Raw genomic sequence first — 25,478 nt, 5'->3', positions numbered from 1 at the left:
TGAGCTTATAGGTGAAATACGATAAATCGATTTTACCTATTAGTCAGCCATTGCTTTGATACGCCAACCGCCGACGGCTGAGTCCTACAACCGCGGCGGCCATGGGTTCTGGCAAACCGGACCCATCTGACCAATGCCGCGCCCTCCAGGGCTTGGCATTGCAGTGCTCAACCATAAAAACAACAGGCATTTGCTTCTAGATCCTGCCGGCACACTCACCTGAGGTCAGAACCACAATGAATATCCAAACGGGTAGCATCAAGCGTTGGCGCGTGCAGATTTTCGCCATCACCTGGCTGGCGTACGCCGCGTTCTATTTCACTCGCAAAGCGTTTTCGGTGGCCAAGCTGGGCATCGTCGATGACCCCAGTTTCCCCCTCGACAAAATGATGATGGCCAACCTTGATGGCCTGTACCTGGCGGCCTATGCCGTGGGGCAATTCACCTGGGGCATGCTGGCGGACCGCTTCGGGCCACGGGTGGTGGTGCTGGGCGGATTGTTGATTTCTGCCGCAGCGGCGTTGGTGATGGGCACCTTTGCCACCTTGCCGATTTTTATCAGTTGCATGTTGATCCAGGGGCTGGCGCAGTCCACCGGCTGGTCGGGGCTGTGCAAAAACCTCGGCAGTTTCTTCCCGGCGCAGCAACGCGGGCGTGTGTTGGGGTTGTGGAGTTCGTGCTACGCCTTTGGTGGCCTGGTGGCATCGCCCTTTGCCGGCTGGTGGGCTTACACGCTGATCGGCACGTGGCATGCGGCGTTTATTTCCAGCGCGGCGGTGGTGGCGGTGGTGGCTGTGCTGTTCTTTATCTTCCAGCGCAATACACCGCAGGATGTCGGCTTGCCGGCTGTTGAGCCGGAGCCGGTCGTGGCGGCCGACACACAGCGAGTCAGCGTGCTGGAACCGCTGCGCGCGATCCTGCGTAACCGTACGGTGCTGGTCTTGGGCCTGGCGTACTTTCTGTTGAAACCGGCGCGTTACGCGATCCTGTTGTGGGGGCCGGTGATCGTTTATGAGCAAATGCCCTCGGTGGGCAAGGTGGGTGCGGCCATCGTGCCCACGGCGTTCGAGTTGGCCGGGTTGCTGGGGCCGATCATGATCGGGCTGGCGTCCGACAAACTCTTCGGCGCCCGGCGCATGCCGGCCTGTGTGCTCAGCCTGCTGGCGCTGACCGTGGCCCTGGCGTTGTTCATGGGCGCGCTGCACACCGGTAGCGTGATGCTGGTGATGGCCCTGCTGTTTGTGATGGGCCTGACGCTGTATGGGCCTGACTCGATGATCAGCAGCACGGCGGCCATCGACTTCGGCACCGCCAAGGCCGGCGCCACGGCCGCAGGCTTTGTGAACGGTTGCGGTTCGGTGGGGGCGATCCTTGGCGGCCTGCTGCCGGGCTACTTCGATACGGTCACGGTGTTTATCGTATTTGCCGGCGCGGCGTTGTTTTCTTCACTGGTGCTGATGCCTTACTGGAACGCCAGGCCCGCCGCGCTGGCGCAGGTTGGCGACTTTGTGCCCGACCGCAACGTCACGATCAAACCCTTGCGTACCTGAGGCACTTGGCCGGTTTTTTGGTGGATTAGAGTGTTTTTGCGCTATAAACTCTGCCCCCAAAGCGCCGGCCAGTAGACGTTTCGGCGCGATGGACGAAAAGAGAGTGAGTCATGGGCGCACAGTGGAAAGTCAAACATAAAGAAGCGGCATCCAATGCCAAGGGCAAGATCTTCGGCAAGCTGGTGAAAGAAATCACCATCGCCGCCCGCAACGGCGCCGACACCGCGACCAACGCCCACCTGCGTTTGGTGGTAGAACAGGCCAAAAAGGCCTCGATGCCCAAGGAAACCCTGGAACGCGCGATCAAGAAGGGCGCCGGTCTGCTCGGCGAAACCGTGCAGTACCACCGCGTGACCTACGAAGGTTTTGCCCCGCACCAGGTGCCGCTGATCGTTGAATGCGTGACCGACAACATCAACCGTACCGTGGCAGAAATCCGCGTGGCCTTCCGTAAGGGCCAACTGGGCGCTTCCGGTTCCGTGGCGTGGGACTTCAACCACGTCGGCCTGATCGAAGCCTCGCCGGACAGCCCGGACGCCGACCCGGAAATGGCCGCCATTGAAGCCGGCGCACAGGATTTTGAAGACGGCGAAGAAGAAGGCACCACCTTGTTCATCACCGAAACCACCGACCTCGATGCCGTGCAAAAAGCGCTGCCGGAGCAGGGTTTCACCGTGCTGTCGGCCAAGCTGGGCTATATCTCGAAGAACCCGGTGAGCGGCTTGAGCGATGAGCAGATGGCCGAAGTCGAAGCCTTCCTGGAAGGCCTGGACAACCACGATGACGTGCAGGATATGTTCGTCGGTCTGGCCGGCTGATTTGTAGCTGAATATATGCAGTAAAAATGTGGGAGCGGGCTTGCTCGCGAATGCAGTGTGTCAGTCGCCAGATCAGCTGACTGACACGCCGCATTCGCGAGCAAGCCCGCTGCCACATTGGTTTAGCGGTGTGGCTGAGCGCTCAGCAGCGATTCGATCTCTTCGAAGCCCGGTCGCGCCAACACATCCGGCTGGCAGCATCGTTTCTGCAGGTCTAGCAGTGCCTCGTCGTTGAACGCGGTGTCGACCCGCTCCAGCAATTCCCCCAGCAACACCCCAAACGCGCGCACTTCGATGCGCTGCAATGCCCGGGTTTCCAAGGTGTCCGCCGTGGCATGGAACGACGCCGCGCCGAAGTCCCCGAGCAAGCAATCGCCTGCCGCATTCCACAAAATATTGTGGCCGTACAAATCGCCGTGGGTGATGCCGTGCCGGTGTAAGTGGGCTGCCACCGAGGCAATGCCGCGTGCCATGCGCAACGCCACTTCAACGCTGAAACGCGTGTCCGGCGCGTAGATATCGCGCGTGCAGGACGCCAGGCTCGGCAATGCCGCCAGGTTGCGGTAGCTCGGATCGATCAGGTCCATGACCAGTGCGGCTTGGTCATCGGGATGACCGTTGATGCGGCCTTCTACCTTGATCAGGTTGGGGTGTAAACCGGCGGCGATGCACGCCTGCATTTCATGCAGCGGTGAACCGTCGCTGGTGATCGTGCCTTTGTACAGTTTGACGGCCACAGGCTTGGCCGCTGCTGCCCACCGCGCTTTACGAATGATCCCCGAGGCGCCTTCGCCGAGCACTTCGCCCAGGTCCAGTTCTGACCAGGGAATGTTCGGCGTCACGTCATCAGCGGCCACGTCCACGGCCATTTCCACCGGGTTACCGGCATAGGCCAGCCACGTCAGGCTCGGCAGCGTCAGCAGCCATTCCGGCAGTTGGGTCAGACGGTTGGAGGCGATGCGGATCAGCTCCAGGTTTTTGCAGTTGGCCAGGCTCTCCGGCAGGTGCGCCAGATGGTTGCCGGCCAGCATCAGTTTCTGCAGCAACGGCCGCTCGCCCAATTCGCTGGGCAGTTGGCTGATGCAGTTGTCGGTGAGGATCAGCCAGCGTAGCTGCGGCGGCAGTGCGGCGGCGGGTACATGGCGGATCTGGTTGGCCTTGAAGCCGATCATGCTTAACTGGGCGCACTGGCCCAGGCATTCGGGCAGCGCGGTAAACGCATTGTCCGAACAGAACAGCACCCGCAAGTGCGACAGGCGATGCAGGTCGTCCGGCAGGCTGCTCAGGGCGTTACCCGTGAGGTTGAGGATTTCCAGGGTGTCGGCCAGCTCGAAGATCTCTTGCGGGAATTCGGTCAGCCCGCAGGACAGGTCCAGACGCTTGGTACCGGCCAATTGGCCAGTCTTGAGTTGGTCGAGGGTATTCATGAACGGCGCGGTCACTCGGCAATAGGCGGTAAAAGGCGCTCATGATACCGGGTCGGGCGCACGTTGCGGGCAGACGGTTTGCAATTGGTTCAGGCGGCTGGCAGTGCGGGCGAGGTCGATGGCCTGGCCTTCCAGAGACGCGGTCAACGGCTGTTGGCCGATCAGGGTCAGGCGTTTGTCCTGGTCGTAGAGCACGTCTATCAGGTTGATAAAACGCTGCTGCACAGCAATGGGACACTCGGCCAGTGGCGGCAGGCCATCGATCACCCAGTGGTCGAAGTCCACGCATAGCAGCAGGTAATCCATGACGGCTGTGAGCTGTTCGCACAGGTCATTGAAGGTGAACACGATGGTGCGCGCCTGATGGCCGCGGCAAACCAGCTGGCGGTTGCCGACCGTCAGGGCGTGTGCCGGGCCTTGTGTGGCGGGCAACCCGAGCGCTTCACGCTGGTCGGTGGTACCCGGCCATACATATTGGCCGCCGGTAAAGCGCTGTTCGGCATGGGCCTGGGGCAAGCTGCGAAAGTCCTCGGGCGAGCTGACCTCCAACACCGCCATACGCGCGGCGATCAGGTCAATCACCGGCTTGAACCGCTCGTGGTACAGCGGGTTGGGCAGCAACCCTTCGGGCGCATAGTTGGAGGTCACCAGCACCAGCACGCCGCGCTGGAACAACGCTTTGAACAACCGGCTGATGAGCATGGCATCGCCGATGTCGTGGACGTGGAATTCGTCGAAACACAACACCCGGCAACCCGCCAGCAGCTCATTCAGGGTGGCGGCCAGGGCGTCGTCATGCTCACGGTGCTTGAACATGCCCCGGTGCAGGCGGGCAAAAAAAGTGTGGAAGTGCACACGCTGCTTCTCGGCAATCGGCAGTGCCTGGAAAAAGCCATCCAGCAGCCAGCTTTTGCCACGCCCCACCGGGCCATACAAGTAAAGGCTGCGGGTGGGGCGCCCGGCGAGCAGGTGCTGGGTTTCGCGAGCGAGGGCAGTGATTGCCCGGGTTTGGCCGGCACTGAGGGTATAGCCCTGTTGCTCGGCCTTCGTCTGAAAAAAACGCGCGATCGGGGACGCGTCCGGGGTAGCCGTTTTGTTACCGAGCAGACGCTGAATCAAGGAAAGCACAGCCAATGCGATTCACTCTGTATTTCTGTGGTCCCTCACTTTAGGGCGCTCGGCGTGATTTGACCAATAGAGAAGGGCGCCGGCAGCTATCTCGAAAAGGCATGGATGGCGGCAAAACCTGACCGAACTGGCGGTTTATCGTTAAATGGCTAACCTCATACAAAGTTGTCACCCCTGTATAAGGAATTGGGGCTGTGAAGGGACGAGCAGTATTGGCAGTAATGGGCGCCATGCTCTGTAACACGTTGCACGCTGCGCAACTTCAGGTTGAGGTGCGCATTGAAGTGCAGCGCGGTTGTCAGCTGGTGGGCACCACCCGCAGTGCTGGCATCGAGCAACTTGGCGTACTGGATTTCGGCAGCGGCCCGCGTCTGGACGACGCGGCCGGCCCGCTCAGTGCGGCGCTGATCAGCCAGCGCCAACCGCGCCTGGAATGCAACCCTGATACACCTTACCAAGTGCGCGTGGATGGCGGCCTGCATGGCGGCACGGGCGAAGTGCGCTACCTGACCACCGCCACATCCTCCACCCCACCCATCGCTTACCGACTCTACGCCGACGCCGCGCGGCGTATCCCCTTGCCCGTGAATGAGCCCCTGAGCGGTCGCGTGCCGGACTCCGGCAGTGTCGATCTGCCGTTGTACGGGCGCATTGAACCGCTCAAGGACATCCCCGCCGTCGGTCGCTACACCGACCTGCTCAAGGTCACGGTCACATGGTAAGCCGGGGCTGGGCCCTCGTGGCGATGGGCGGCCTGTTGCTGCTGGCCGACGACGCCCAGGCGGCAGTCACCGGGCAGATCCACGCACGCCTGGTGATCACTGCCAGTTGCCAAGTAAGCAAAGGCGTTGAGGGCGCACCGGTCAGCCCTTCGGGCGGCGGTGCATTGCTCGACTTCGGTAGCCAGGGCCCGACATGGAGCAACCCATTGGGCGCCGGGGTGACTGACGGCGCCAGTGCCCCGGTGTCGGTGTCGTGCAACCCCTCGGTGGTCAGCAGCTTCACGGTGACCATTGACGGCGGTGCCCACGGTGACGGCACCACGCGACGCCTGAGCAACGGGCGCTACACCATTCCGTATCGGCTGTCCGCTGACGCGCTAGGCCACCTCGCCTACAGCATCGGCCAGCAACACAATTTCGTCGTGGCCAAGGGCACACGAGTACCGATCCCGGTATTCGGCTCGGTGGTGGCGAATACCAGGGCCCTACCGGCCGGCATCTACACAGACACCCTGACGGTGACTCTGGATTGGTAAACCATGAGGATGAAGATCATGCATGCACTCGTATCGAAAGCCGTTTTTCCATTGATAGCGCTGGTGTGGGTGTCGGGCGCGCAGGCGGCGACCGTGGCCGGCACCGTGAGCGCGACCCTGGTGCTGACCAGCAGCTGCCAGGTCAATGGCGCGGCGGCCACCGGCGGGATGAGCTTCGGTAACTTGAACTTCGGTACGGCCAATAGCCTGTTCACCGAAGCCGACGGCCAGGTGTTGGGCGGAGGCGGCGGGGCGTTGTCGATTCTGTGCTCGGCGGGTACCACGCCGACATTGACGGTGTCTGCCGGCGCCAATGACGGCAAGTCCACGGGCGGCGCGCGCGCACTGTATGACGGCGTCGCCAATTACGTGCCCTACGATCTGTATACCGACAGTGGCCATTCGAATTTGCTGGCAATCGGTGGGGTGATCAACCTGGCGCCCAGTACCGGTGTGGCTCAAGCCGTGAATATTTACGGCAAAGCCAACGGCAAGGCGGGGCTGCCGGCGGGTACTTACACCGACACGGTTAACGTGACCCTGACGTTCTGAGAGCCATGAGCCGTGCAGCGTGGGCGTTGGCGGTGTGCATCGGCTGGGGAATGCCGGTGTCGCTGCAGGCGGTAACGAGCCAGTCGTTCCAGGTCAGCGCGACCATCACCCCCGGCTGCCTGGTGGTCGGCGGCGGCGCCAATTACGGCAGCCTGGCCTTCGGCACGTATTCGGCACTGGCAACCAGCACGGCGACCGTCGCGCTTACCGGTGGCGTGACCCTGCAATGTACCCCGGGGGTTGCGCTGAATATGACGGTTGATGGCGGTTTGCATAACAACAGCGGCCGCCGCCTGCAGCTCAATAGCGGCAGTGCGCAGGTTGGCTATCAGCTGTTTCGCGACGCGGCCTTCAGCCAGAGCCTTGGGATCAGCCAAAGCGTCAGCGTGGCTTACAGCAACGCCGCGAATATTACCTTGCCAATTTATGGGCGAGTGCAGTTACCGGGTAATCAGCCTGGGGGGACGTACAGCGACACATTGCAGGTGCAACTGTCGTGGTAAAGCGATTGGCAATGAGGAGTAAGACCTATGTATGCAGCGTCCCGGCACTGGTGGGCAGCGGGTTTGAGCGGGTTGTTGGGGGTGGCGGCGGGGCAGGCCCAGGCGGCCAGTTCGGTGCTGATCTGGCCGATTGATCCGGTGCTGGAGGCCGCTCAACAGGCCAGCGCACTGTGGCTGGAAAATCGCGGCACGGAAACCGCCAACCTGCAAATCCGCGTGTTTGCCTGGTCCCAGAGCGGCTTCGATGAGCAGTACCAGAACCAGCGCGACGTGATCGGCAGCCCGCCGGTGGCGAAAATCGAACCGGGCCAGAAGCAGTTGGTGCGCCTGACCCGTACCAAACAAGTGCCACCGGGCCAGGAGCTGGCCTATCGCATCATCATCGATGAGATCCCTTCGGCGACGCCTCCACCGGCGCCTGCGGATGGCAAGACTGCCGCTGCGATCCGTTTCCAAATGCGTTATTCGGTGCCCTTGTTCTCTTATGGCCCCGGCCTTTGGAGCAAGGTTGACGGCACACGCGACCGTGACCCCAAGAGCGCGGGCAAGCCGGACTTGAGCTGGAAAAAAGTCACCGTGGGCGGGCGCAACTACGTCGAAATGCGCAACCAGGGTGCCGTGCACGCGCGCTTGACCGATGCCACATTCAAGCAGGGCGGCCAACCTCGTCCGCTGGTGGAAGGCTTGATGGGGTATGTACTGCCGGGTGCGACCATGCGCTGGCCAGTACCGGCTGGACTGCCGGCCGATCAGCCGCTGCAGGTACGCGTCAATGGTGCAACGCAATTGGAGAGCCTTGCGCCGGGGCGATAAAACACTGCTTGTCGGGCAAGGATCAGCCCGTTGTGTTAACGGATGGAGATGTCCATTGATGGACACAAAGCCTTGGTGAGCCTCGATAGGGCTCGTTGTCTATGGCGATCGGTGTGGGTGGTCAGTGGCTTGTCCGGGCTGGTGCTTGCGCCGCTGGGCGCGGCCGCGCCGTTGCCGCCCCCGCCGAGCAGTATGGAGGCTGTTGCCGATGCACAGTTATTCCTGGAGTTGGTGGTCAATCAGCGGGACACCGGCCGCGTGGTCGCCGTCAATCAGCGCGCTGGGCAGCTGTTTTTACCGGCGTCGGTGTTGCAGGAAGTCGGCATGAAACTGCCGGGTGAGGTCCCCGTCGAAGTGGCGCTGGAACGTCTGCCTGGCCTGCACACCGATTACGACAGCCAGGGCCAGCGGCTGATACTCACGGTGCCACCCGCCTGGTTGCCGGAGCAGTTTATCGGCAGTCGTGACAATTACCCGCGTACCCAGGCACTCACCAGTTTTGGCGCGTTGCTCAACTACGATGCTTACCTCAACGATACGGATGACGCGGGCACCTACCTCGGCATCTTCAACGAAGTCAGGCTGTTCGATACCTGGGGCACCTTGTCCAATACCGGCCAGTACCGCACCACCCTTGGCCGGGAGACCGTCGGCAGCAGCCTGGACAATGGCTATCGGCGCTATGACACCACCTGGCGATTCTCCGACGATGAGCGCTTGTTGACCTATGAAGCGGGCGACGTCATCAGCGCTGCCTTGCCGTGGAGCAGCTCGGTGCGCCTGGGCGGCGTGCAAGTGTCGCGGGACTTCGGGGTGCGCCCGGACCTGGTCACCTACCCGTTGCCGCAGTTTGCCGGGGAGGCGGCCGTACCGTCGTCGGTGGACCTGTTTATCAACGGTTATAAATCCAGCAGCGCCGATCTTCAGCCCGGCCCCTACACCCTCACCAATGTGCCGTTTATCAACGGCGCCGGGGAGGCAGTGGTAGTCACTACAGATACGCTGGGGCGACAGGTCTCGACCACGGTGCCGTTCTATGTCACCAGCACCCTGTTGCAAAAGGGCTTGTCAGACTTCTCAGTGGCAGCCGGTAACCTGCGCCGCGATTACACCCTGCGCGATTTCGGCTACGGCCCCGGCGTGGCCAGCGGCACCTTTCGTTACGGGCTGTCGGACACGGTTACCCTGGAAAGCCACGCCGAAGCCTCCAATGACCTGACCCTGGGCGGTGTGGGCGGCAACCTGCGCGTCGGCAATCTCGGCGTGCTCAACACGGCTATCAGCCAAAGCCGGTATGACGGCCGCACCGGGCAGCAATTGAGCCTGGGCTACCACTACAGCAACCCGCGTTACAGCCTGTCGTATCAGCGCGTGGAGCGCCGCGATCAATATGCTGACCTGAGCCTGATCGACACCCCCTACGCCAGCCTCAGCAAGCGCAGCCAGCAGGCGACTCTGAGCGTTAACCTCAACGATTTCGGCAGCCTGGGCGTGGGCTATTTTGATGTGCAGGCCGCCGACAATTCCCGCACCCGCCTGGTCAACATGACCTGGAGCAAGTCGCTGTGGCGCAACAGCAGCGTTTACCTGTCGGCCAACCGTGAAGTCGGTGACAGCAGTTGGGCGGTGCAGGCGCAAGTCGTGGTGCCCTTCGACGTCTACGGCAGTCTTAGCCTGGGCACAGAGCGCAGTAAAACCGGGCAAAGCCAGCAGCGGGTCAATTACAGCCGTGCGGTGCCTGTCGAGGGGGGCGTGGGCTTCAACCTGGGTTACGCCAGCGGCGATGGGCCGGCCTATCGTCAGGCTGACCTGACCTGGCGCCTGCAGTCGGTGCAGTTGCAGGCGGGCGTGTATGGCAGCAGCGATGCGCAAACACGCTGGGCAGACGCTACCGGCTCGCTGGTATGGATGGACAATCAAGTGTTCGCCGCCAACCGCGTCAACGATGCGTTTGTGGTGGTGAGCACGGATGGCGTAGGGGGCGTGCCGGTGCGCTACGAAAATCAGGTGGTCGGCGAAACCGACCGCCACGGCCACCTGTTGGTGCCGTGGACCAGCGCCTACTACCGCGCCAAATATGAGATCGACCCGTTGAACCTGCCGTCCAACGTACAAGTGCCGAATGTGGAGCAACGGGTTGCCGTGCGCCGGGGCAGCGGCTATTTGCTTGAGTTCCCGCTGCGCCGGGTGCTCGCAGCGAGCATCACGCTGATCGATGCCCAGCATCAGGAACTGCCCCTGGGCAGCCAGGTACGCCATGAGCAAAGCGGTGCCCTGGCGGTGGTGGGCTGGGACGGCCTGGTGTACCTGGAAAACCTGGCGGCCCATAACACATTGCAAGTCAGCGTCGGTGACGGCCAGACCTGCCAGGCAACATTCGAGCTGGATACCACGCAAGCGCAGGTGCCGCTGATCGGGCCATTGGTGTGCCAATGACATAAGGAGTGTGCGTGTGCGGGTCAAGGAATGGTTGTTGGGGTGGCTGCTGTTATCAAGCCTGGGGGTGTCGATGCCGGTGCAGGCGGTGTGCTCGGTGGTCGCCACCGTGCCCGCCAGCTTTGGCACGTCGGTGAGTTCGATGACCGTGCGTACCACCTCCCAGCCCAGCTCAACCACCAACGCCGGCTTGAGCTGTACCCCGGCGGTGCTGTCGGTATTGACTTCCAGCGACCATTTCTACGCGACCATCACCGGTTCGTCACAGGGTGGCCTGGTCGGGCCGACCGGAGATGTCATCAACTATACGATCTACGCCAACAACACCCCGTCGTTTCCAATGACACGTGGTACTGCGTTCGATTTTGGCGGCAGTGGCGGCATCGCCGCGTCCCTGGGGCTGGTCTTTGGGCCCGGCACAAAAGTAGTGCCGCTGTACCTTGCCACCACGCTTGGCAGCAACGTGGCGGCGGGTGTGTACAGCGAGACCCTGAGCATTTTCTGGAACTGGAATTATTGCTCGGGCATTGGCATTGGCGGGGTATGCCTGGGCCGCGAGATCAACAGCGGCACGACCACGCTGAACGTCAGCATGACCGTGGTCAATGACTGCCAGATCACCACTCCACCGATCGCATTCGGCAGTGCCCCGGTGGTCAGTGCCTTCGCCACAGTCACCGGGCAGGCCAGTATTGCCTGCACCAAGGGCAGTGCGTATACCGTCGGGCTCAGTGATGGGCAGAACCCGGTCAGCGTGGGCGGCCGTCGGCAGATGGTGTCCGGCAGTAATGTGCTTGCCTATGACATCTTCCAGGGGGCGGGCTCCACCCGCTGGGGTAGCGTGGGCGCGGCGCGGCGAGCCAGCGCCTCGGCGGAGATCAACCCGGGCAACGGCTTGGGCACCGGCAGCCAGGTATTCAACTACAACGCGAAAATCTACACCGACCAGGCCACCCCGCCGGGCGGCACTTATCTCGACAACGTGGTCCTGGACGTGGGTTTCTAGAACTTCAACATCGGTGTGGAGGGCTGATCCACCGGGCTGACCATCGCATAGTTGTACCCGGCGCCGGACCAGTACTCGGCTTGCAAACCATCGGCGCTGCGGCTGCCACGGGGCAGGAAACCGTTGTCCGGGCCCGGCGGACGGATATAGAAGCTGATACGGCGACCTGTCGGGTCTTCGTACAGCACCATGGCTGCCGCGCCTTGGTCCGTGGTGAGCAGGCGCCCGCTCACCGGTTTGAAACCGGACGGGCTCAAGTCCGGCAGGCGATGCGCCTGGTTGAAATAACGGTCCAGCCAAGCCTGCATGCTGCCGCCATCCTGCGTCGTGTAGTCGGCGGGCATGATGCCGTCCTGGGCAAACAGGCGGTAAGCCTGCATGGCATCGGCCATCGGCAACATCGGCGGTTGAGTGGCTTCGCGCGCATGCCAACCCGCCACGCCGCCGAGGCTGACGGCGATCAGCAACACGGCGGCGGTGGCGAAGTGGCGACGGGACTGATGCTTGATCCGTTGGCGAATCAGTGCCGGGTCCAGGTCGGGGTTGGCCGGTTGTTGCAAGGCACCGCTCAGTGACGCACGCAGCAAGTGCGCATCCTGCTGCCACGCCTGTACCTGAGCGGCGACGTCGGGATGGGCCGCCAGGTAGGTTTCAAGCACGCGGCGGTCGCTCTCCAACAGTTGGTGGTCGACGTAGGCATGCAAATCGCGTTCGCTGGGGGGCAGGCTGATCATTTGAGTATCCGCAGGGAAGGGCTGGTAATTTCGCCATCGCTGAGTTGACGCAAGGCTTGGCGCGCCCGGGACAGGCGCGACATAACGGTGCCCACAGGCACCTTCAGAATATCGGCAACTTCCTTGTAGCTTAAGCCTTCGACCGACACCCACAGCAGCAGGGCGCGTTGTTCGGCGGTGAGTCGGTCGAAGGCTTGCAGGGTCGATTGGGCGATCACGGTGCGCTCCACCGAGGGCTGCGCGTCGTCACGGCCGGTGAAGAATTCGAGCATGCGTGCATAGCGCCGACTGCGGCGGTGGGTATCGAGGAACTGCCGGTAGAGGATCGAGAACAGCCAGGCGCGAAGGTCGCCTTCGAGGCGTTTATCGGCCCAACTGATGATCGCCCGTTCCAGGGTCGACTGCACCAGATCGTCGGCGCTGCTGGCGTTACGCGTCAGTGACACGGCAAACCGCCGCATTCTGGGGATGAGTTCACGTAACTGTTCGTCGAGTTCATGCATGGCTGCGATTCTGATCGGTTTTGCAGAGGAAGACGCCAGCCAGCGTGAGTTATTCCATCAATGGCTGTGGGAAATTTTTAGGTTCTAACTAGGGATCATCTGCAATGCAGAAGGGGCTGTAATACAGCTCCCACACCTCAATCAATCGTCGTAACCGCCGGGAACAACTTCGGCGGTTAACTGATGAGGGTGTATGCATGACATGTTCTCCGACCGATAAACGTTTATTTTTCCGAACTGCATTGGCTCACTTGCCTGCCGCTCAGCAAGTCGTGTTTGAGCAGTGGGGTTGCGGCCTGTCGACCAAGGCTGCCTACGACAGTGTGCACCACGCTATCGAGTTTCAAGCGGCGCTGTCACCGCAAGCGATTGCTGCAGTGTGGGCGGGCCAGCGTATCAGCTATGAACAACTCAACCGTCAAGCCAATCGCTTGGCGGTGCACTTGATTGAGCTGGGCGTTAAACGCGGCGATACGGTGGGACTGTTCGTCGAGCGTTCGATTCCCATGCTGGTGGGGCTTTTGGCGGTGTTGAAGGTCGGCGCCGCGTATGTTCCTCAAGACGTCAGAATCGTACCGACGCTGCAACTGAGCATGGTGCTGGAGTCGTTGACCAGCCCAGTGATTCTGACCCTGTCGAACCTGACCGATTGCATACCGGCCGCTTCGGCCCATCGCTGCCTGAGCCTGGACACGTTTCTGGCCGAAACACCCTGGATCACCGAGGACAACCGTCAGGCGTTCGCCGCTGCCGACACCGATGACCTGTGTTTCGTGCTGTTCACCTCTGGCACGACCGGACGGCCCAACGGCGTCTGTGTCAGTCACCGCAATGTGTGCAACATCCTGCTGACGCAGCCGGGGCGGATGGGCATGGCACCGGGGTGCAACGTGGGGCAGATCCTCAATATCGGTTTTGATATGGCGGCCTGGGAAATACTCGGTTGTCTGGCGCATGGAGCGACCTTGTTGATTCGTGGTAAAGACATTGCGCAAACCGCTGCACAGTGTCACGTGTTAATCGCAACACCCTCGATATTGGCGAGCCTTGACCCTGAACAGTGCCCTGACCTCAAGACTGTTGCGGTGGCGGGCGAGCCCTGCTCCCAGGCGCTTGCCGAGCATTGGGCCGAGCACTGCACGTTCTACAACGGCTGCGGCCCCACTGAAACCACCATCGTCAATACCTTGCACCGGCATGTGCCTGGCACCCTATTGACCATCGGCAAGCCGACACCGAATAACACCGTGTATGTGCTCGACGAACACGGCCGCGCGTGTGAGCTGGGTGAAACCGGTGAAATGTGGGCCGGCGGCGCAGGGGTAACGGCCGGTTACTTGAACAATCCTGCACTGACCCAAGAGCGCTACCGGCCGGACCCCTTTATAGGCGGTGATGCCATGATGTTTCGTACACGGGACTTGGGGCGCTGGACGGACGAAGGGCAACTTGAACACTTGGGGCGCGTCGATGATCAGGTAAAGGTTCGCGGGTTTCGTGTGGAATTGGATGCCGTGTCCACGGCCCTGGAGGCTGGCGATGGCTGCACACGGGCTGTCACATTGAAACTGGACAGCCGCAATCTAGTCGCTTTTGTCTCGCCTGCCAGTGCTGACGTCGAGTCTTGCCGAGCCCAATGCCAGCAGCGCCTGGCCTACTACTGTGTGCCGTCGTCCATCTACGCGATGGAGCATTTTCCACTGACCGCCAGGGGCAAAATCGACAAGGCAGTGTTATTGCAACGGGCTCGGGAGAGGCACGTGGCAAGGTTGGCGCTCGCGACTGAGGAGGCCGCTCATGATTGATGCGCTGACCCGTACTGTCGTACCGCCCAAGCCGGCGTTATGGCGCCGCTGGACGTCACTGCCAATGTTTTCTTACTACAACCGCCTGATGGCAGTGGTGCTGCTGGGTAACGCAGCGTGTGTGCTGATGGTTGTCGACGTTCACACCATCACAGTTGAAACGCTCTCGGGCATGGTGTTGATCAACCTGTCGGTTGCCATTCTGATTCGCCAGCAATATCTGATCAACGCACTGTTCTGGCTGGCGACCCGCGTTCCGCTCGCATGGCCGCTACGTGTGCGGCGCAGCGCGGCCAAGGTCTACCACTTTGGGGGGCTGCACAGTGGCGCAGCGGTGGCGGCGACCGGCTGGTTTGCGGCCATGGTCGGTGTTCAGGTCGCGCGCCATCTGCAGCAGCCGGGCAGCGTTTCGTCAGCCTGGTTGTGGCTCAGCAGCGTGCTGCTCGGCCTGTTGATGTTGATCGTGGTCATGGCGCTGCCCTGGATTCGTGGCCGGTTTCACAATGGCTTCGAGCGGGTCCATCGGTTCGCCGGTTGGGGCGCACTGCTGCTGTTCTGGGGGCTGACGTTACTGGCGTCCAGCGAAGCTTCGACGCCCTTGTCGCACAGTGGGTCGTTCTGGGTGCTGGTGCTGCTGACGCTGAGTATTGCGTCGCCTTGGTTGCGTCTGCGTAAGGTGGCCATTAAACAAACGAGGCCTTCGACGCATGCGGTCCTTACCCGTTTCAGCCACACCACGCCTTTCGCAGGTTCATCCACCGCGATCAGCCGAAACCCACTGCTGGAGTGGCACTCATTTGCGAATATTCCTGCGCCAGGCGAAGCGGGGTTTCGCCTGATCATTTCCAGAGCCGGAGATTGGACCGGGCGTTTCATCGAGGACTTGCCCAGCCACGTATGGGTCAAGGGCATCACTACGGCTGGCGTTGCCAATGTGGAAACCCTGTTCAAGTCAGTGGTGTATATCGCCACCGGGAGCGGCATCGGGCCGGTCATGCCGCATTTGCTTGCAGCTCAGGTGCCGATCCAGTTGATCTGGTCTACCCGCAGCCCGAGGAAGACCTACGGCGATGAGTTGGTCGACGAAATCCTGCGCGCCCAGCCCGGCGCGTTGATCTGGGACACCGACGAGCGCGGTAAACCGGACTTGGTGCAACTGGCTTATGGCGCGGTGCAAACCGTAGGTGCAGAAGCCGTGATCTGTATTGCAAACCAGGCCTTGACTCAGCGTGTGGTGCACGAGATGGAAGCGCGAGGCATACCCGCTTATGGCGCGATCTGGGATTCCTGAGGTCGCGTCAGTGGGTGACAACATCAATCAGAGGAGGTGTTTATGCACGTATTAGTGGAACGTCATGGTCGGGTAGTCCTGGTCAGGCTCAACCGTCCGCACGTCAAGAATGCGCTGAATTCGGCGCTGATGACGGAGTTGGTCAGCCGCCTGGATGCTTTGGATCGTGACCCTCAGGTCGGCTGTTTTGTCATCACCGGCAGTGCGGACTATTTCGCTGCAGGGGCCGATATCAAAGAGATGAGCGGCAAGTCTTACCTGGACATGCTCAACGAGGACTACTTCGTCGGCTGGGAAGCCTTTACGCGTCTGCGCACGCCAACGATCGCCGCAGTAGCGGGTTACGCATTTGGCGGTGGCTGTGAACTCGCGCTGATGTGCGACATGATTTTCGCCGCCGATACGGCGACCTTTGCGCAGCCGGAAATCAAGTTGGGTGTGATTCCGGGTATGGGGGCGACCCAGCGGTTAACGGGGCTGATCGGTAAGGCCAAGGCCATGGACCTGGTGTTGACTGGTCGGACAATGACTGCCCAAGAGGCCGATCAAGCTGGGTTGGTGTCCCGTGTGTTCCCGGCGGCAATTCTGATGGAGCAGACATTGGCAGTGGCTGCGCAGATTGCCGGGTTCTCCCGGACAGCCACCCGGGCGGCGCGAGAGGCCGTTGAACAATCCCTTGAGGTGGGCTTGCACGACGGCGTGCGTGTGGAGCGTCGGCTGTTTCATGGCCTGTTTGCCACGCCTGATCAGCAGGAGGGGATGCAGGCGTTTCTCTGCAAACGTCCGGCAGTGTTTAACCCCACGTAGAAGGAAAATCGACTCGGCGGCGTATCTGTTCAGAAAAAAACTACAGTGAAAAGGGAATAGACCTATGTGAGGTTCGTCTCATAGTTCATTTTCCTTGCGGCCATGCGCCCTGGAGTTCTTCATGGTAGATCACTCATCACCGCCCCGTCCTCCCTTGAGTACCGCGAGCCTGATCGCGCGGCTCGCCGGTATCGGTGCCGTGGTTGCCGTTGTTGCTGGGGCGTTTGCCTACGTCAACGGCACGCTTGACCCACAGCGCCTGCGCCCCAAAACCCTGGTCAATGCTCTGGAAGCCAATAACGGTGTGCACCCGGGCTTCCGGCGTAACCATGCCAAGGGCGTGTGTGTAGCCGGTTACTTCGAGAGCAGTACAGAGGCGCGCGGGTACTCCAGCGCACAGGTGTTCAGCGCGGCTAAAACCCCGGTGATTGGTCGATTTGCCTTGCCCAGCGGCAACCCCTATGCGCCGGACAGCAGTGTGCCGATCCGCAGCTTCGCGCTGCAATTCAGCCAGGCCAACGGCCAGCAATGGCGCACGGGGATGAACAGCATGCCGGTGTTCCCGGTCGGCACGCCTGAGGCGTTCTATCAGATGCTCAAGGCCGGTGCGCCAGACCCGGCGACCGGCAAGCCGAACCCGGCGAGCATGCCGGCGTTTTTTGCCGCGCACCCGGAGGCAGCGCCGTTCCTGGCATGGGTAAAGACCGCCAGGCCATCGGCAAGTTACGCGACTGAAACCTATAACGGCATCAATACGTTTTACCTGGTGGGCGCCGACGGCAAGCGCCAGGCGGTACGTTGGGGCGTTGTGCCACAGAGCCAGGATGCGCCGGGTGATACCGCGCCGTCGGGCAGCGATTTCCTGGAAAAAGACCTGGTGCAGCGCCTTGCGTCGGGCCCGTTGCGCTGGCAGTTGAATATGACCCTGGCCAACCCCGGCGACCCCTTGGACGATGCGAGCAAACCCTGGGCCGGCGAACACAAGGTACTCAACGCCGGCTCGCTGGTCCTGCAAAGCAGCCAGCCGCAAGCGGACGGTGATTGCCGTGATATCAACTTTGACCCGCTGATTTTGCCCAGCGGTATCCAAGCCTCCAACGACCCGCTGCTGGCCGCACGTTCGGCTGCTTATGCCAGTTCGTACCTGCGCCGCGCCGGTGAAGTCAGCCCCTTGCACAGCGCCCCTCTGGAGTCGAAGCCATGAATGTTCAACCACGGTTTTTCGCGCCGCTGGCCCGCCTGCTGCATTGGCTCATGGCACTGATGATCATCGCCATGTTGTTTATCGGCGCGGGTATGGCCGCGTCGGTGTCGGAGCGCCATGAGTGGCTGATTCACCTGCACAAGCCGCTGGGTATCGCGATTCTGGCGTTGGTGATCGTGCGCTTGGTGGTGCGCTTTTCCACCCGGCAACCGCCGCTACCGGTCGATTTGCCGTTATGGCAAGTGCTGGCCGCCAAGGCTTCGCATGTGCTGCTGTACGCATTGATGCTGGTGCTGCCGGTGCTGGGCTGGGCGATGATTTCGGCGGCGGGTGACCCGGTGATGCTCAGCAGTTCGGTGCAACTGCCGGCGCTGATGGGCGCCAATGCGCCGTTGTTTGCGCTGTTGCGCAAAGCCCATGGCTATCTCGCCTATCTATTGTTCTTGACGGTGCTGCTGCACCTGGCGGCGGCGCTGTTCCACGGGCTGATTCGTCGCGACGGTGTGCTGCAAAGCATGACCGGCACCAAGGACTGATGCCGGGGGCAGCGGGGTTAGCGTAGCACGGTGACGATGTCGGCCACGGTGCTCAATACGTCCTTGCCCAGCTGTTTGGAGCGTTCACCTGACCAACCGGTCTTCGGGTTGGGCGCGTCGTCGTTGTCCTTGAAGGGCATCTCCAGGGTCAGTGACAGGCAGTCATACCGTTCACCGACCGCATTGCAGGCCAGCGTCATGTTGGCTTCGCCCGGCAGGTCACGGGTGTAACCGTGAGTGGTCTGGAAGTCGCGGGTCAGGGCGCTCAAGTGGCTGCGGAAGTGTTTTTCCAGCGCCTCGATACGCGGGGTGTAACCGGGGTTGCCTTCGCAGCCGGCGGTGAACACGTAGGGGATTTCCTCGTCGCCGTGGATATCGAGGAACAGGTCGACGCCGTATTTTTCCATCTGTTGCTGGGCGAACAGCACTTCCGGGCTGATCTCCTGGCTGGCGTTCTGCCAGGCACGGTTCAGGTCCTGGCCCATCGCGTTGGTGCGCAAGTGGCCATGGAACGCGCCGTCAGGGTTCATGTTCGGAATAAGGTACAGGTCGGCGACGGACAGGAGTTTTTTCAGCTCGGTGTCACCGTCCTGTTGCAGGCGTTCGATAACCCCTTCCATGAACCATTCGGCCATGTGTTCGCCGGGGTGTTGCTGGGCGATGATCCAGACATTGCGCCGGCCTTCGCCACCTTTGCCGCGACGCAGCAGTTGGATGTCGCGGCCCTCGGCACTTTTGCCGGTAGCGAGCAATTGGGTGCCGGCGCGATTCAACGCCTGCTCGATCAGCCAGTCATGACGTTCACGGCTGTAGGGTTCGAAGTAAGCGATCCACGCGTGTTTCTCGCAGGTTTCCAAACTGATGTGCAGCGTTTCGCCATCAAAGCGCGTGGGCACGCGGAACCAGTTGATATGGTCGTAGGACGCCACGGCGTTATAGCCGCTCCAGGCGTTTTTGTAGGACGACTGGCTGGCGTTGCTCAAGCGGAAAGTGTGGGTGTGGCCCACGTGCATACCTTCGGCCTTGAAGTGGAACCATTGGAAATGCGCGCTGCGGGTATCGGGTTTGATCGCCAGCAACAGGTGGTACGCGTCGCTGGCATCCAGGACCTGGATGTTGCCGCTGTCGAAGTCGGTGCTGATCTTGATGGAGGTCAAGGCCACGGTCATAGTCTGGGCTGCCTGAGTATGATTGTTGTGGCGGATATCTTACACAGGAGTCGGACGAAATCTTGATGCAAAATTGTTGCATGGGGGAGGGGGCGTCATCCTTGACGCAACAGCAGCTTAGAATCTATGAGATTGATTCTCAAGCGCTATTTCGCAAAGATCCGGGCCAGAGCGGCCACTCGACTTTGTTTTGGCAATGGTCTTTTGCTACCATGCGCGCCATCAAGCAACACACAGTCTTCATTAGCCTGAAGCCAAGCCAGGGAAACTGGCAAAAAAAAGACCCGGCCAAAGAGCCGGGTCAAAAACCGTGATTAGCCTGATGAGGAGATATTCCAAGAGTCCGACCTAAGGTCTCTTGGTCTATCGACTGATCTCGCGATCAGCTGGGTCCAATAGTAATCATTATCATTTGCAAGTCAAATGTTTTTATCCGTCGGATAGAAATATTTTTCTTTCGTGCCCGTCATGCGCTGGCTTGAGCCGCAGGCACGTGCAACGTCTGCTCCACCATCGCCTTCGCCATATCTATCAAATACACCACCGAAAACGCCAGGTCCCGTTGATTGCCCTGACGGCTGCTGGCCGATTCATAGGCTGCCGCTGCCGCGCTGCGTAACAGATCCGACGCGTGCACCAGTGCGTCCTCATGGCTGATGCCGGGCTTGATGTCGAAGAACGGCGCGTCCGTGATCGGCGCCGACACATCCACTTTCAAGTAAAAATCGAGTGCGCGCTTGGCGGCGCCGCTGTTGCGCATGAGCAATAGTTCGTCGGATTCAATTGCGCCAGGCTGGTGATTGGGGCTGGTCGTCATGAGGGCGGTTACTCTGAGTGAATGTCGAAAACCTGCACCTGATATTAATACGAATCGTATTTATGTCATTTGATGGATTACTACAAACTGTTTATTGTCGTGGCGAACACGCAACGTATCGTCACGCCCCATGGATAACTGGATAGCGTTGGTCAAAGCCAACATGAAAGACCGCAAGGTCACGCAGGACGAGTTGGCCGAACGCTTGGGCATGTCCCAGGGCGGCGTTGGGCATTGGCTCAACAAACGTCGTGTGCCAAGCCTGGCGGACATGAACCGGGTACTCGCCGAGTTAGGGCTGGGCGACCTGGAAGTCGCGCTGGAAATTCGTGAGAGGGCCCATGCAGCGCCGGCTTTGGCAAAACACTACAACCCATATTTTCGCTACCCGGTCAGCGACTGGAAGGGCGTCTGTGAAGTGCGTGAAGAACGCCCGACCTACGGCCCGGCACGGTTCGAATTAACCGATTACCACGCCCGGGGTGATGCCTTCTGGCTGCCCGTGACAGGAGACGCCATGACCGCCCCCAGCGGGCTGAGCATCGGCGCAGGCATGCTGATCCTGGTGGACCCGGCCATTGATGCCGAACCCGGTAAACTGGTAGTCGCGCAATGGGCCGACAGCACCCAGGCGACCTTCCGCCAGTTGATGGAAGAGAGCGGCCAGCTTTACCTGGTGCCGCTCAACCCGACTTACCCCAAATTACGGTTCACCGGCGATTGCCGAATTCTTGGGGTCGTCGTGCAAGCCACTGCGAAGTTCTAGTCCGCCGTTTCCAGCTCCGCCAAGGCACTGCCTTCGGCAACCATTTCGCCTTCCTGGCAATACAGCGCCTTGACCACGCCGGTTTGCGGCGCGCGGATGCTGTGCTCCATCTTCATCGCCTCCAATACCACCAGTTGGGTTCCGGCTTCCACGCGTTGTCCGACCTCCACCAGCACCCGCACGATGCTGCCATTCATCGGCGCGGTGAGGCCACCCTGATGAGACTGGTTGGCCTCGACCGCCGCAATCGGGTCAAACAGCGTGACGGCGTGCATCTCACCGTTCCAGCGCAAGTACACAGCGCCTTCGTCACGCACCGCCAGATGAGCGCGGCGTACGCCGTTGTGTTCGACCAGTAGCTGATCGCCTTGCAACTGCGGCGAGTTCCCGCACAGCCTGACCCATTGATCTTGCCCATTGCAGCTCAGGTGCAGCGAAACCTCGGCCGGTAACCCCGCGCGAAACCCGCGTGTATCCGCCCAAGGCCCGTCACCGGCCGGCAAACTCTGCATAAACGCCGAGCCCGCTGCCTGCCAGAATTCATCGCTCAAGGTGCCGGCCACGGGCAGCAGCTCGTCCTGATAGCGCGGAATAAACCCGGTATCCAATTCAGCTGCCGCAAATGCCGGGTGGCCGATGATGCGCCGCAGGAAGCCGAGGTTGGTCTTCAGCCCGCCCACGGCGAACTCATCCAGCATGCTCAACAAGCGCAGACGCGCCTGTTCCCGGTCTTCGCCCCAGGCAATCAGTTTGCCGAGCATCGGGTCGTAGAAGGGGGAAACGCTATCGCCTTGTTCTACGCCGCTGTCCACCCGACGGCCCGGCCCCGGCGCAGATTCGCGGTACAGCGCAAGGCGCCCGGTGGCCGGCAGGAAATCATTGGCCGGGTCCTCGGCATACAAGCGCACTTCAATCGCATGACCGATCAACGGCACCTGGGCTTGAGTGATCGGCAGTGGCTCACCCTGAGCGACACGAATCTGCCAGGCCACCAGGTCGAGGCCGGTAATTGCCTCGGTCACCGGGTGCTCCACTTGCAATCGCGTGTTCATCTCCATAAAGAAAAATTCGCCGCGGGCGTCCAGCAAGAACTCCACGGTCCCCGCGCCCACGTAGCCGATCGCCTGGGCCGCGCGCACCGCGGCTTCGCCCATCGCTTTGCGCTGTTCAACCCCCAGGCCCGGCGCCGGCGCTTCCTCCACGACTTTTTGGTGACGACGTTGAATCGAGCAGTCGCGTTCATTGAGGTACAGGCAGTGGCCGTGCTGATCGGCAAACACCTGGATTTCCACATGGCGTGGCTTGAGCAGGTATTTTTCCACCAGCATCTGCCCGTTGCCGAAGGATGAAAGCGCTTCGCGCTGGGCCGACGCCAGGGCTTCGGCCAGTTGGCTGACTTCCTCGACCACTTTCATGCCTTTGCCGCCGCCGCCCGCCGTGGCCTTGAGCAACACCGGATAACCGATACGTTCACAGGCGTCGCGAAAGGTTTCCAGGTCCTGGGCGTCGCCGTGATAACCCGGCACCAGCGGCACGCCGGCCTTTTCCATCAATGCCTTGGCTGCCGATTTGCTGCCCATGGCGTCAATGGCCGAGGCGGGCGGGCCGAGGAAGATCAAACCCGCCGCTTCAATTGCACGGGCAAACCCGGCATTTTCCGACAGGAAACCATACCCCGGATGGATCGCCTGGGCGCCGCTGGCCTGGGCGGCGGCGATCAGCTTGTCGATTTGCAGGTAGCTGTCGGTGGCCTTGCTACCCCCCAGGTCGACACGAATATCCGCTTCGCGGCTATGCCGCGCATCGCGGTCCGTGGCGCTGTGTACCGCCACGGTGGTCAGGCCCATGGCCTTGGCTGTGCGCATCACTCTGCAAGCAATCTCGCCACGGTTGGCCACCAGCACGGTGGTCAGTGTGCTCATGAACGGGGCTCCTGCACTTGCCAGCTGGGCGAGCGTTTTTGCAGGAAGGACCGCAAGCCTTCCTGACCCTCGGCGCTGACGCGGATCCGCGCAATCGCATTTTCGCAGTAACGACGCAAGGCCGGGGTGAGTGCGCCGTTACCGACTTCACGCAACAAATCCTTGCTGGCGCGCATGGCGGCCGGGCTGTTAAGCAGCAGATTGGCGACCCACTGTTCTACGTGCTGGTCCAGTTCGCCCACCGGGTAACTGTCCGCCAACAAGCCGATATGCCGTGCCTGCTGACCACCAAACCGCTCGGCCGTCAGCGCATAGCGGCGCGCCGCACGCTCGCCGATGGCCTGCACCACGAACGGGCTGATTACCGCCGGTGCGAGGCCGATGCGCACTTCCGACAGGCAGAACTGCGCGTCATCGGCGCCAATCGCCATGTCGCAGCAACTGATCAAGCCCAGTGCGCCGCCGTAGGCCGCGCCTTGTACAACCGCCAGCGTCGGGATTTTCAGCTTGGCCAGGTTGTACATCAGTTCGGCCAGTTCGCGCGCGTCGTCAAGGTTGGTGTGATAGTCCAGCTCGGCAGATTGCTGCATCCAGGCCAGGTCAGCACCGGCGCTGAAGTGTTTGCCGCGTCCACGCAGCACCAGGAAACGCAGCGACGAATCACCCTGCACCTGATCCAGGGCAATGATCAGTTCGCGGATCATCTCGGCGTTGAACGCGTTGTTCTTGGCTTCACGACTGAGCCACAGCGTGGCAAAGCCACGGCTGTCGGTGATCAGTTCGAGGGTGTTGAAATCGCTCATGGGTACAGCTCCATTTACATGCGGAACACGCCGAAGCGGCTCGGCTCGATGGGGGCATTCAGCGCAGCGGACAAGGCCAGCGCCAGCACGTCACGGGTCTGCAACGGGTCAATCACACCGTCATCCCACAGGCGCGCGCTGGAGTAGTAGGGGTGGCCCTGGGTTTCGTACTGGTCGAGGATCGGCTGCTGGATGGCGGCTTCTTCCTCGGCGCTGAACCCGACGCCAGCACGTTCGGCCTGTTCACGCTTGACCTGGACCAATACGCCGGCCGCTTGTTCGGCGCCCATTACGCCGATGCGCGCGTTCGGCCACATCCACAGAAACCGCGGGTCGTAGGCGCGGCCGCACATGCCATAGTTGCCGGCACCAAAGCTGCCGCCGATGATCACCGTAAACTTCGGCACCTTGGCGCAGGCCACGGCGGTGACCAACTTGGCGCCATGTTTGGCGATGCCGCCGGCTTCGTACTTTTGGCCGACCATAAAGCCGGTGATGTTTTGCAGGAACAGCAGGGGAATCCCGCGCTGGCAGGCCAGTTCAATAAAGTGCGCACCTTTTTGTGCCGCTTCGGCAAACAGAATCCCGTTATTGGCGAGGATCGCAATCGGGTAGCCGTGAAGGTGGGCAAAGCCGCAGACCAAGGTGGTGCCGAACAGCGCCTTGAACTCATCGAACACCGAGCCGTCCACCAGGCGCGCAATCACTTCGCGCACATCAAACGGTTGCTTGGCATCGGCCGGAATTACGCCATAGAGCTCTTCGCCGCCGTACAGCGGCGCCACCGGCGGGCGTTGTAACAGCTCGCCCTGTTTGCGCCAGTTAAGGTTGGCCACGCTGCGCCGCGCAAGGGCCAGGGCGTGTTCATCACTGTCGGCATAGTGGTCGGCGACACCGGAGATCTTGCAGTGCACATCGGCACCGCCCAGGTCTTCGGCGCTGACCACTTCTCCGGTCGCCGCTTTGACCAGTGGCGGCCCGGCGAGGAAGATCGTCGCTTGCTGGCGCACCATGATCGCTTCGTCGGCCATCGCCGGCACATACGCGCCGCCGGCGGTGCACGAGCCCATCACCACGGCGATCTGCGGGATGCCCTGGGCGCTCATGTTGGCTTGGTTGAAGAAGATGCGCCCAAAGTGTTCGCGGTCGGGGAACACTTCGTCCTGACGGGGCAGGTTGGCGCCGCCGGAATCCACCAGGTAGATGCACGGCAGGCGATTTTGCTCGGCGATGGTCTGGGCGCGCAGGTGTTTTTTTACCGTGAGCGGGTAGTACGAGCCGCCTTTTACCGTGGCGTCGTTGGCGACGATCATGCATTCGACGCCTTCTACGCGGCCGATCCCGGCAATCACGCCGGCGGCGGGTACGTCTTCGCCGTACACCTGATGAGCAGCCAGTTGGCTGAGTTCAAGGAACGGCGAGCCAGGATCGAGCAGGCGGTTGATTCGCTCGCGAGGTAGCAGCTTGCCGCGTGAGGTGTGCCGCTCCTGGGCTTTTGCGCCGCCGCCTTGTTGCACGTGGGCGAGCAGGGTGTGAAGGGCGTCGACCTGGTGGCGCATCGCTGCGCTGTTGGCGGCAAACTCCGCCGAGCGCGGGTTGAGCTGGGTGTGCAGGGTGGCCATGGCGCGCT

25 protein-coding genes are annotated in these 25,478 nt (G+C 61.6%); 16 read left to right on the top strand and 9 right to left on the bottom strand.

Going from position 1 to position 25,478, the window contains the following annotated elements:
* The first annotated feature begins 236 nt into the window (after positions 1–236).
* Both A7D21_RS11510 and A7D21_RS11505 read left to right on the top strand, forming a co-directional pair.
* The gene (locus tag A7D21_RS11510) at positions 237–1,550 is read left to right on the top strand and encodes an MFS transporter (RefSeq protein WP_017136485.1); all 1,314 of its coding nucleotides are present in this window, start codon (positions 237–239) and stop codon (positions 1,548–1,550) included.
* A gap of 110 nt (positions 1,551–1,660) precedes the next feature.
* On the top strand, positions 1,661–2,368 hold the full coding sequence (locus A7D21_RS11505; RefSeq protein ID WP_015884705.1) for a YebC/PmpR family DNA-binding transcriptional regulator: 708 nt from the start codon (positions 1,661–1,663) through the stop codon (positions 2,366–2,368).
* A gap of 122 nt (positions 2,369–2,490) precedes the next feature.
* Here A7D21_RS11505 and A7D21_RS11500 read toward each other — a convergent pair whose 3' ends face one another.
* Complete coding sequence (locus A7D21_RS11500) at positions 2,491–3,795, bottom strand: leucine-rich repeat-containing protein kinase family protein (RefSeq protein ID WP_069551766.1); 1,305 nt, start codon at positions 3,793–3,795, stop codon at positions 2,491–2,493.
* Between the two features lie 39 nt (positions 3,796–3,834).
* Positions 3,835–4,929 (bottom strand): cell division protein ZapE, encoded by a 1,095-nt coding sequence (gene zapE / locus A7D21_RS11495; protein ID WP_069551743.1) that lies wholly within the window; start codon positions 4,927–4,929, stop codon positions 3,835–3,837.
* A gap of 224 nt (positions 4,930–5,153) precedes the next feature.
* Here zapE and A7D21_RS11490 point away from each other — a divergent pair, with 224 nt between their 5' ends.
* From A7D21_RS11490 to A7D21_RS11460, 7 genes are read left to right on the top strand one after another with little or no spacing between them, the layout of a single operon-like run.
* A complete protein-coding gene (locus A7D21_RS11490; protein WP_169875363.1) occupies positions 5,154–5,645 on the top strand; it encodes a spore coat U domain-containing protein in 492 nt (163 codons plus the stop codon).
* Positions 5,639–6,181: a spore coat U domain-containing protein gene (locus A7D21_RS11485; protein ID WP_069551741.1), complete on the top strand. Its 543-nt coding sequence runs from the start codon at positions 5,639–5,641 to the stop codon at positions 6,179–6,181. Before A7D21_RS11490 ends, A7D21_RS11485 begins: the two co-directional genes overlap by 7 nt.
* Positions 6,182–6,199: 18 nt before the next feature.
* Positions 6,200–6,733 (top strand): spore coat U domain-containing protein, encoded by a 534-nt coding sequence (locus tag A7D21_RS11480; RefSeq protein ID WP_053257999.1) that lies wholly within the window; start codon positions 6,200–6,202, stop codon positions 6,731–6,733.
* 5 nt (positions 6,734–6,738) lie between these two features.
* Entirely contained in the window at positions 6,739–7,236 is a 498-nt protein-coding gene (locus tag A7D21_RS11475) for a spore coat U domain-containing protein (RefSeq protein WP_053256936.1), read from the top strand.
* A gap of 27 nt (positions 7,237–7,263) precedes the next feature.
* The gene (locus A7D21_RS11470; protein ID WP_069551740.1) at positions 7,264–8,049 is read left to right on the top strand and encodes a molecular chaperone; all 786 of its coding nucleotides are present in this window, start codon (positions 7,264–7,266) and stop codon (positions 8,047–8,049) included.
* Positions 8,050–8,091: 42 nt separating this feature from the next.
* A complete protein-coding gene (locus tag A7D21_RS11465) occupies positions 8,092–10,485 on the top strand; it encodes a fimbria/pilus outer membrane usher protein (RefSeq protein WP_069551739.1) in 2,394 nt (797 codons plus the stop codon).
* Between the two features lie 16 nt (positions 10,486–10,501).
* Entirely contained in the window at positions 10,502–11,491 is a 990-nt protein-coding gene (locus A7D21_RS11460; protein WP_141718216.1) for a spore coat U domain-containing protein, read from the top strand.
* On the opposite strand, the gene A7D21_RS11455 is transcribed toward A7D21_RS11460, so the two are convergent.
* Positions 11,488–12,225 (bottom strand): anti-sigma factor, encoded by a 738-nt coding sequence (locus tag A7D21_RS11455; RefSeq protein WP_053256933.1) that lies wholly within the window; start codon positions 12,223–12,225, stop codon positions 11,488–11,490. The two genes, A7D21_RS11460 and A7D21_RS11455, sit on opposite strands and share 4 nt — an antisense overlap.
* Positions 12,222–12,728, bottom strand: a complete 507-nt coding sequence (locus A7D21_RS11450; protein ID WP_053256932.1) for an RNA polymerase sigma factor — start codon at positions 12,726–12,728, stop codon at positions 12,222–12,224. The genes A7D21_RS11455 and A7D21_RS11450 overlap by 4 nt, the downstream gene beginning before the upstream one ends.
* 197 nt (positions 12,729–12,925) lie before the next feature.
* Between A7D21_RS11450 and A7D21_RS11445 the strand changes: the two genes are divergently transcribed.
* The 5 genes from A7D21_RS11445 (at position 12,926) to A7D21_RS11425 (ending at position 18,371) form a co-directional block, all read left to right on the top strand.
* On the top strand, positions 12,926–14,533 hold the full coding sequence (locus A7D21_RS11445) for an amino acid adenylation domain-containing protein (RefSeq protein ID WP_053256931.1): 1,608 nt from the start codon (positions 12,926–12,928) through the stop codon (positions 14,531–14,533).
* Positions 14,526–15,824: a hypothetical protein gene (locus A7D21_RS11440; RefSeq protein ID WP_171902607.1), complete on the top strand. Its 1,299-nt coding sequence runs from the start codon at positions 14,526–14,528 to the stop codon at positions 15,822–15,824. Before A7D21_RS11445 ends, A7D21_RS11440 begins: the two co-directional genes overlap by 8 nt.
* Positions 15,825–15,866: 42 nt before the next feature.
* Entirely contained in the window at positions 15,867–16,631 is a 765-nt protein-coding gene (locus A7D21_RS11435) for an enoyl-CoA hydratase-related protein (protein WP_069551737.1), read from the top strand.
* 121 nt (positions 16,632–16,752) lie between these two features.
* Positions 16,753–17,835 (top strand): catalase family peroxidase, encoded by a 1,083-nt coding sequence (locus A7D21_RS11430; RefSeq protein WP_053256929.1) that lies wholly within the window; start codon positions 16,753–16,755, stop codon positions 17,833–17,835.
* A complete protein-coding gene (locus tag A7D21_RS11425; RefSeq protein WP_053256928.1) occupies positions 17,832–18,371 on the top strand; it encodes a cytochrome b in 540 nt (179 codons plus the stop codon). The genes A7D21_RS11430 and A7D21_RS11425 overlap by 4 nt, the downstream gene beginning before the upstream one ends.
* Before the next feature lie 17 nt (positions 18,372–18,388).
* Here the strand turns inward: A7D21_RS11425 and A7D21_RS11420 are convergent, their stop codons facing one another.
* A complete protein-coding gene (locus A7D21_RS11420; protein WP_053256927.1) occupies positions 18,389–19,540 on the bottom strand; it encodes a M14-type cytosolic carboxypeptidase in 1,152 nt (383 codons plus the stop codon).
* Positions 19,541–19,641: 101 nt separating this feature from the next.
* Here A7D21_RS11420 and A7D21_RS11415 point away from each other — a divergent pair, with 101 nt between their 5' ends.
* Entirely contained in the window at positions 19,642–19,854 is a 213-nt protein-coding gene (locus tag A7D21_RS11415) for a hypothetical protein (RefSeq protein ID WP_139372132.1), read from the top strand.
* Between the two features lie 152 nt (positions 19,855–20,006).
* Here A7D21_RS11415 and A7D21_RS11410 read toward each other — a convergent pair whose 3' ends face one another.
* Positions 20,007–20,357: a DUF6124 family protein gene (locus A7D21_RS11410; RefSeq protein WP_053256925.1), complete on the bottom strand. Its 351-nt coding sequence runs from the start codon at positions 20,355–20,357 to the stop codon at positions 20,007–20,009.
* A 130-nt stretch (positions 20,358–20,487) separates the two neighbouring features.
* On the opposite strand from A7D21_RS11410, the gene A7D21_RS11405 reads away from it, so the two are divergent.
* Positions 20,488–21,123, top strand: coding sequence for a LexA family transcriptional regulator (locus A7D21_RS11405; RefSeq protein WP_053256924.1), 636 nt, complete (start codon positions 20,488–20,490; stop codon positions 21,121–21,123).
* Here A7D21_RS11405 and A7D21_RS11400 read toward each other — a convergent pair.
* From A7D21_RS11400 to A7D21_RS11390, 3 genes are read right to left on the bottom strand one after another with little or no spacing between them, the layout of a single operon-like run.
* A complete protein-coding gene (locus A7D21_RS11400) occupies positions 21,120–23,045 on the bottom strand; it encodes an acetyl/propionyl/methylcrotonyl-CoA carboxylase subunit alpha (protein ID WP_069551735.1) in 1,926 nt (641 codons plus the stop codon). The genes A7D21_RS11405 and A7D21_RS11400 overlap by 4 nt on opposite strands.
* Entirely contained in the window at positions 23,042–23,848 is an 807-nt protein-coding gene (locus tag A7D21_RS11395) for a gamma-carboxygeranoyl-CoA hydratase (RefSeq protein ID WP_069551734.1), read from the bottom strand. The genes A7D21_RS11400 and A7D21_RS11395 overlap by 4 nt, the downstream gene beginning before the upstream one ends.
* Before the next feature lie 14 nt (positions 23,849–23,862).
* A complete protein-coding gene (locus tag A7D21_RS11390) occupies positions 23,863–25,470 on the bottom strand; it encodes a carboxyl transferase domain-containing protein (protein WP_069551733.1) in 1,608 nt (535 codons plus the stop codon).
* Between the last annotated feature and the right edge of the window lie 8 nt (positions 25,471–25,478).

This window comes from Pseudomonas sp. AP19, assembly GCF_001728855.1.
In the GTDB taxonomy this organism is placed as follows: domain Bacteria; phylum Pseudomonadota; class Gammaproteobacteria; order Pseudomonadales; family Pseudomonadaceae; genus Aquipseudomonas; species Aquipseudomonas fluorescens.
Note: the sequence above shows the minus strand (reverse complement) of the source record. Positions and strands in the feature narration are given on the sequence as shown.

What these genes read in the sequence shown, in the direction of transcription:
- A7D21_RS11510 (WP_017136485.1), top strand. Translation starts at nt 237, where the DNA reads ATGAATATCCAAACGGGTAGCATCAAGCGTTGGCGCGTGCAGATTTTC.
- A7D21_RS11505 (WP_015884705.1), top strand. Translation starts at nt 1,661, where the DNA reads ATGGGCGCACAGTGGAAAGTCAAACATAAAGAAGCGGCATCCAATGCC.
- A7D21_RS11500 (WP_069551766.1), bottom strand. Translation starts at nt 3,795, where the DNA reads ATGAATACCCTCGACCAACTCAAGACTGGCCAATTGGCCGGTACCAAG.
- A7D21_RS11490 (WP_169875363.1), top strand. Translation starts at nt 5,154, where the DNA reads ATGCTCTGTAACACGTTGCACGCTGCGCAACTTCAGGTTGAGGTGCGC.
- A7D21_RS11485 (WP_069551741.1), top strand. Translation starts at nt 5,639, where the DNA reads ATGGTAAGCCGGGGCTGGGCCCTCGTGGCGATGGGCGGCCTGTTGCTG.
- A7D21_RS11480 (WP_053257999.1), top strand. Translation starts at nt 6,200, where the DNA reads ATGCATGCACTCGTATCGAAAGCCGTTTTTCCATTGATAGCGCTGGTG.
- A7D21_RS11475 (WP_053256936.1), top strand. Translation starts at nt 6,739, where the DNA reads ATGAGCCGTGCAGCGTGGGCGTTGGCGGTGTGCATCGGCTGGGGAATG.
- A7D21_RS11470 (WP_069551740.1), top strand. Translation starts at nt 7,264, where the DNA reads ATGTATGCAGCGTCCCGGCACTGGTGGGCAGCGGGTTTGAGCGGGTTG.
- A7D21_RS11465 (WP_069551739.1), top strand. Translation starts at nt 8,092, where the DNA reads ATGGAGATGTCCATTGATGGACACAAAGCCTTGGTGAGCCTCGATAGG.
- A7D21_RS11455 (WP_053256933.1), bottom strand. Translation starts at nt 12,225, where the DNA reads ATGATCAGCCTGCCCCCCAGCGAACGCGATTTGCATGCCTACGTCGAC.
- A7D21_RS11450 (WP_053256932.1), bottom strand. Translation starts at nt 12,728, where the DNA reads ATGCATGAACTCGACGAACAGTTACGTGAACTCATCCCCAGAATGCGG.
- A7D21_RS11445 (WP_053256931.1), top strand. Translation starts at nt 12,926, where the DNA reads ATGACATGTTCTCCGACCGATAAACGTTTATTTTTCCGAACTGCATTG.
- A7D21_RS11440 (WP_171902607.1), top strand. Translation starts at nt 14,526, where the DNA reads ATGATTGATGCGCTGACCCGTACTGTCGTACCGCCCAAGCCGGCGTTA.
- A7D21_RS11435 (WP_069551737.1), top strand. Translation starts at nt 15,867, where the DNA reads ATGCACGTATTAGTGGAACGTCATGGTCGGGTAGTCCTGGTCAGGCTC.
- A7D21_RS11430 (WP_053256929.1), top strand. Translation starts at nt 16,753, where the DNA reads ATGGTAGATCACTCATCACCGCCCCGTCCTCCCTTGAGTACCGCGAGC.
- A7D21_RS11425 (WP_053256928.1), top strand. Translation starts at nt 17,832, where the DNA reads ATGAATGTTCAACCACGGTTTTTCGCGCCGCTGGCCCGCCTGCTGCAT.
- A7D21_RS11420 (WP_053256927.1), bottom strand. Translation starts at nt 19,540, where the DNA reads ATGACCGTGGCCTTGACCTCCATCAAGATCAGCACCGACTTCGACAGC.
- A7D21_RS11410 (WP_053256925.1), bottom strand. Translation starts at nt 20,357, where the DNA reads ATGACGACCAGCCCCAATCACCAGCCTGGCGCAATTGAATCCGACGAA.
- A7D21_RS11405 (WP_053256924.1), top strand. Translation starts at nt 20,488, where the DNA reads ATGGATAACTGGATAGCGTTGGTCAAAGCCAACATGAAAGACCGCAAG.
- A7D21_RS11400 (WP_069551735.1), bottom strand. Translation starts at nt 23,045, where the DNA reads ATGAGCACACTGACCACCGTGCTGGTGGCCAACCGTGGCGAGATTGCT.
- A7D21_RS11395 (WP_069551734.1), bottom strand. Translation starts at nt 23,848, where the DNA reads ATGAGCGATTTCAACACCCTCGAACTGATCACCGACAGCCGTGGCTTT.
- A7D21_RS11390 (WP_069551733.1), bottom strand. Translation starts at nt 25,470, where the DNA reads ATGGCCACCCTGCACACCCAGCTCAACCCGCGCTCGGCGGAGTTTGCC.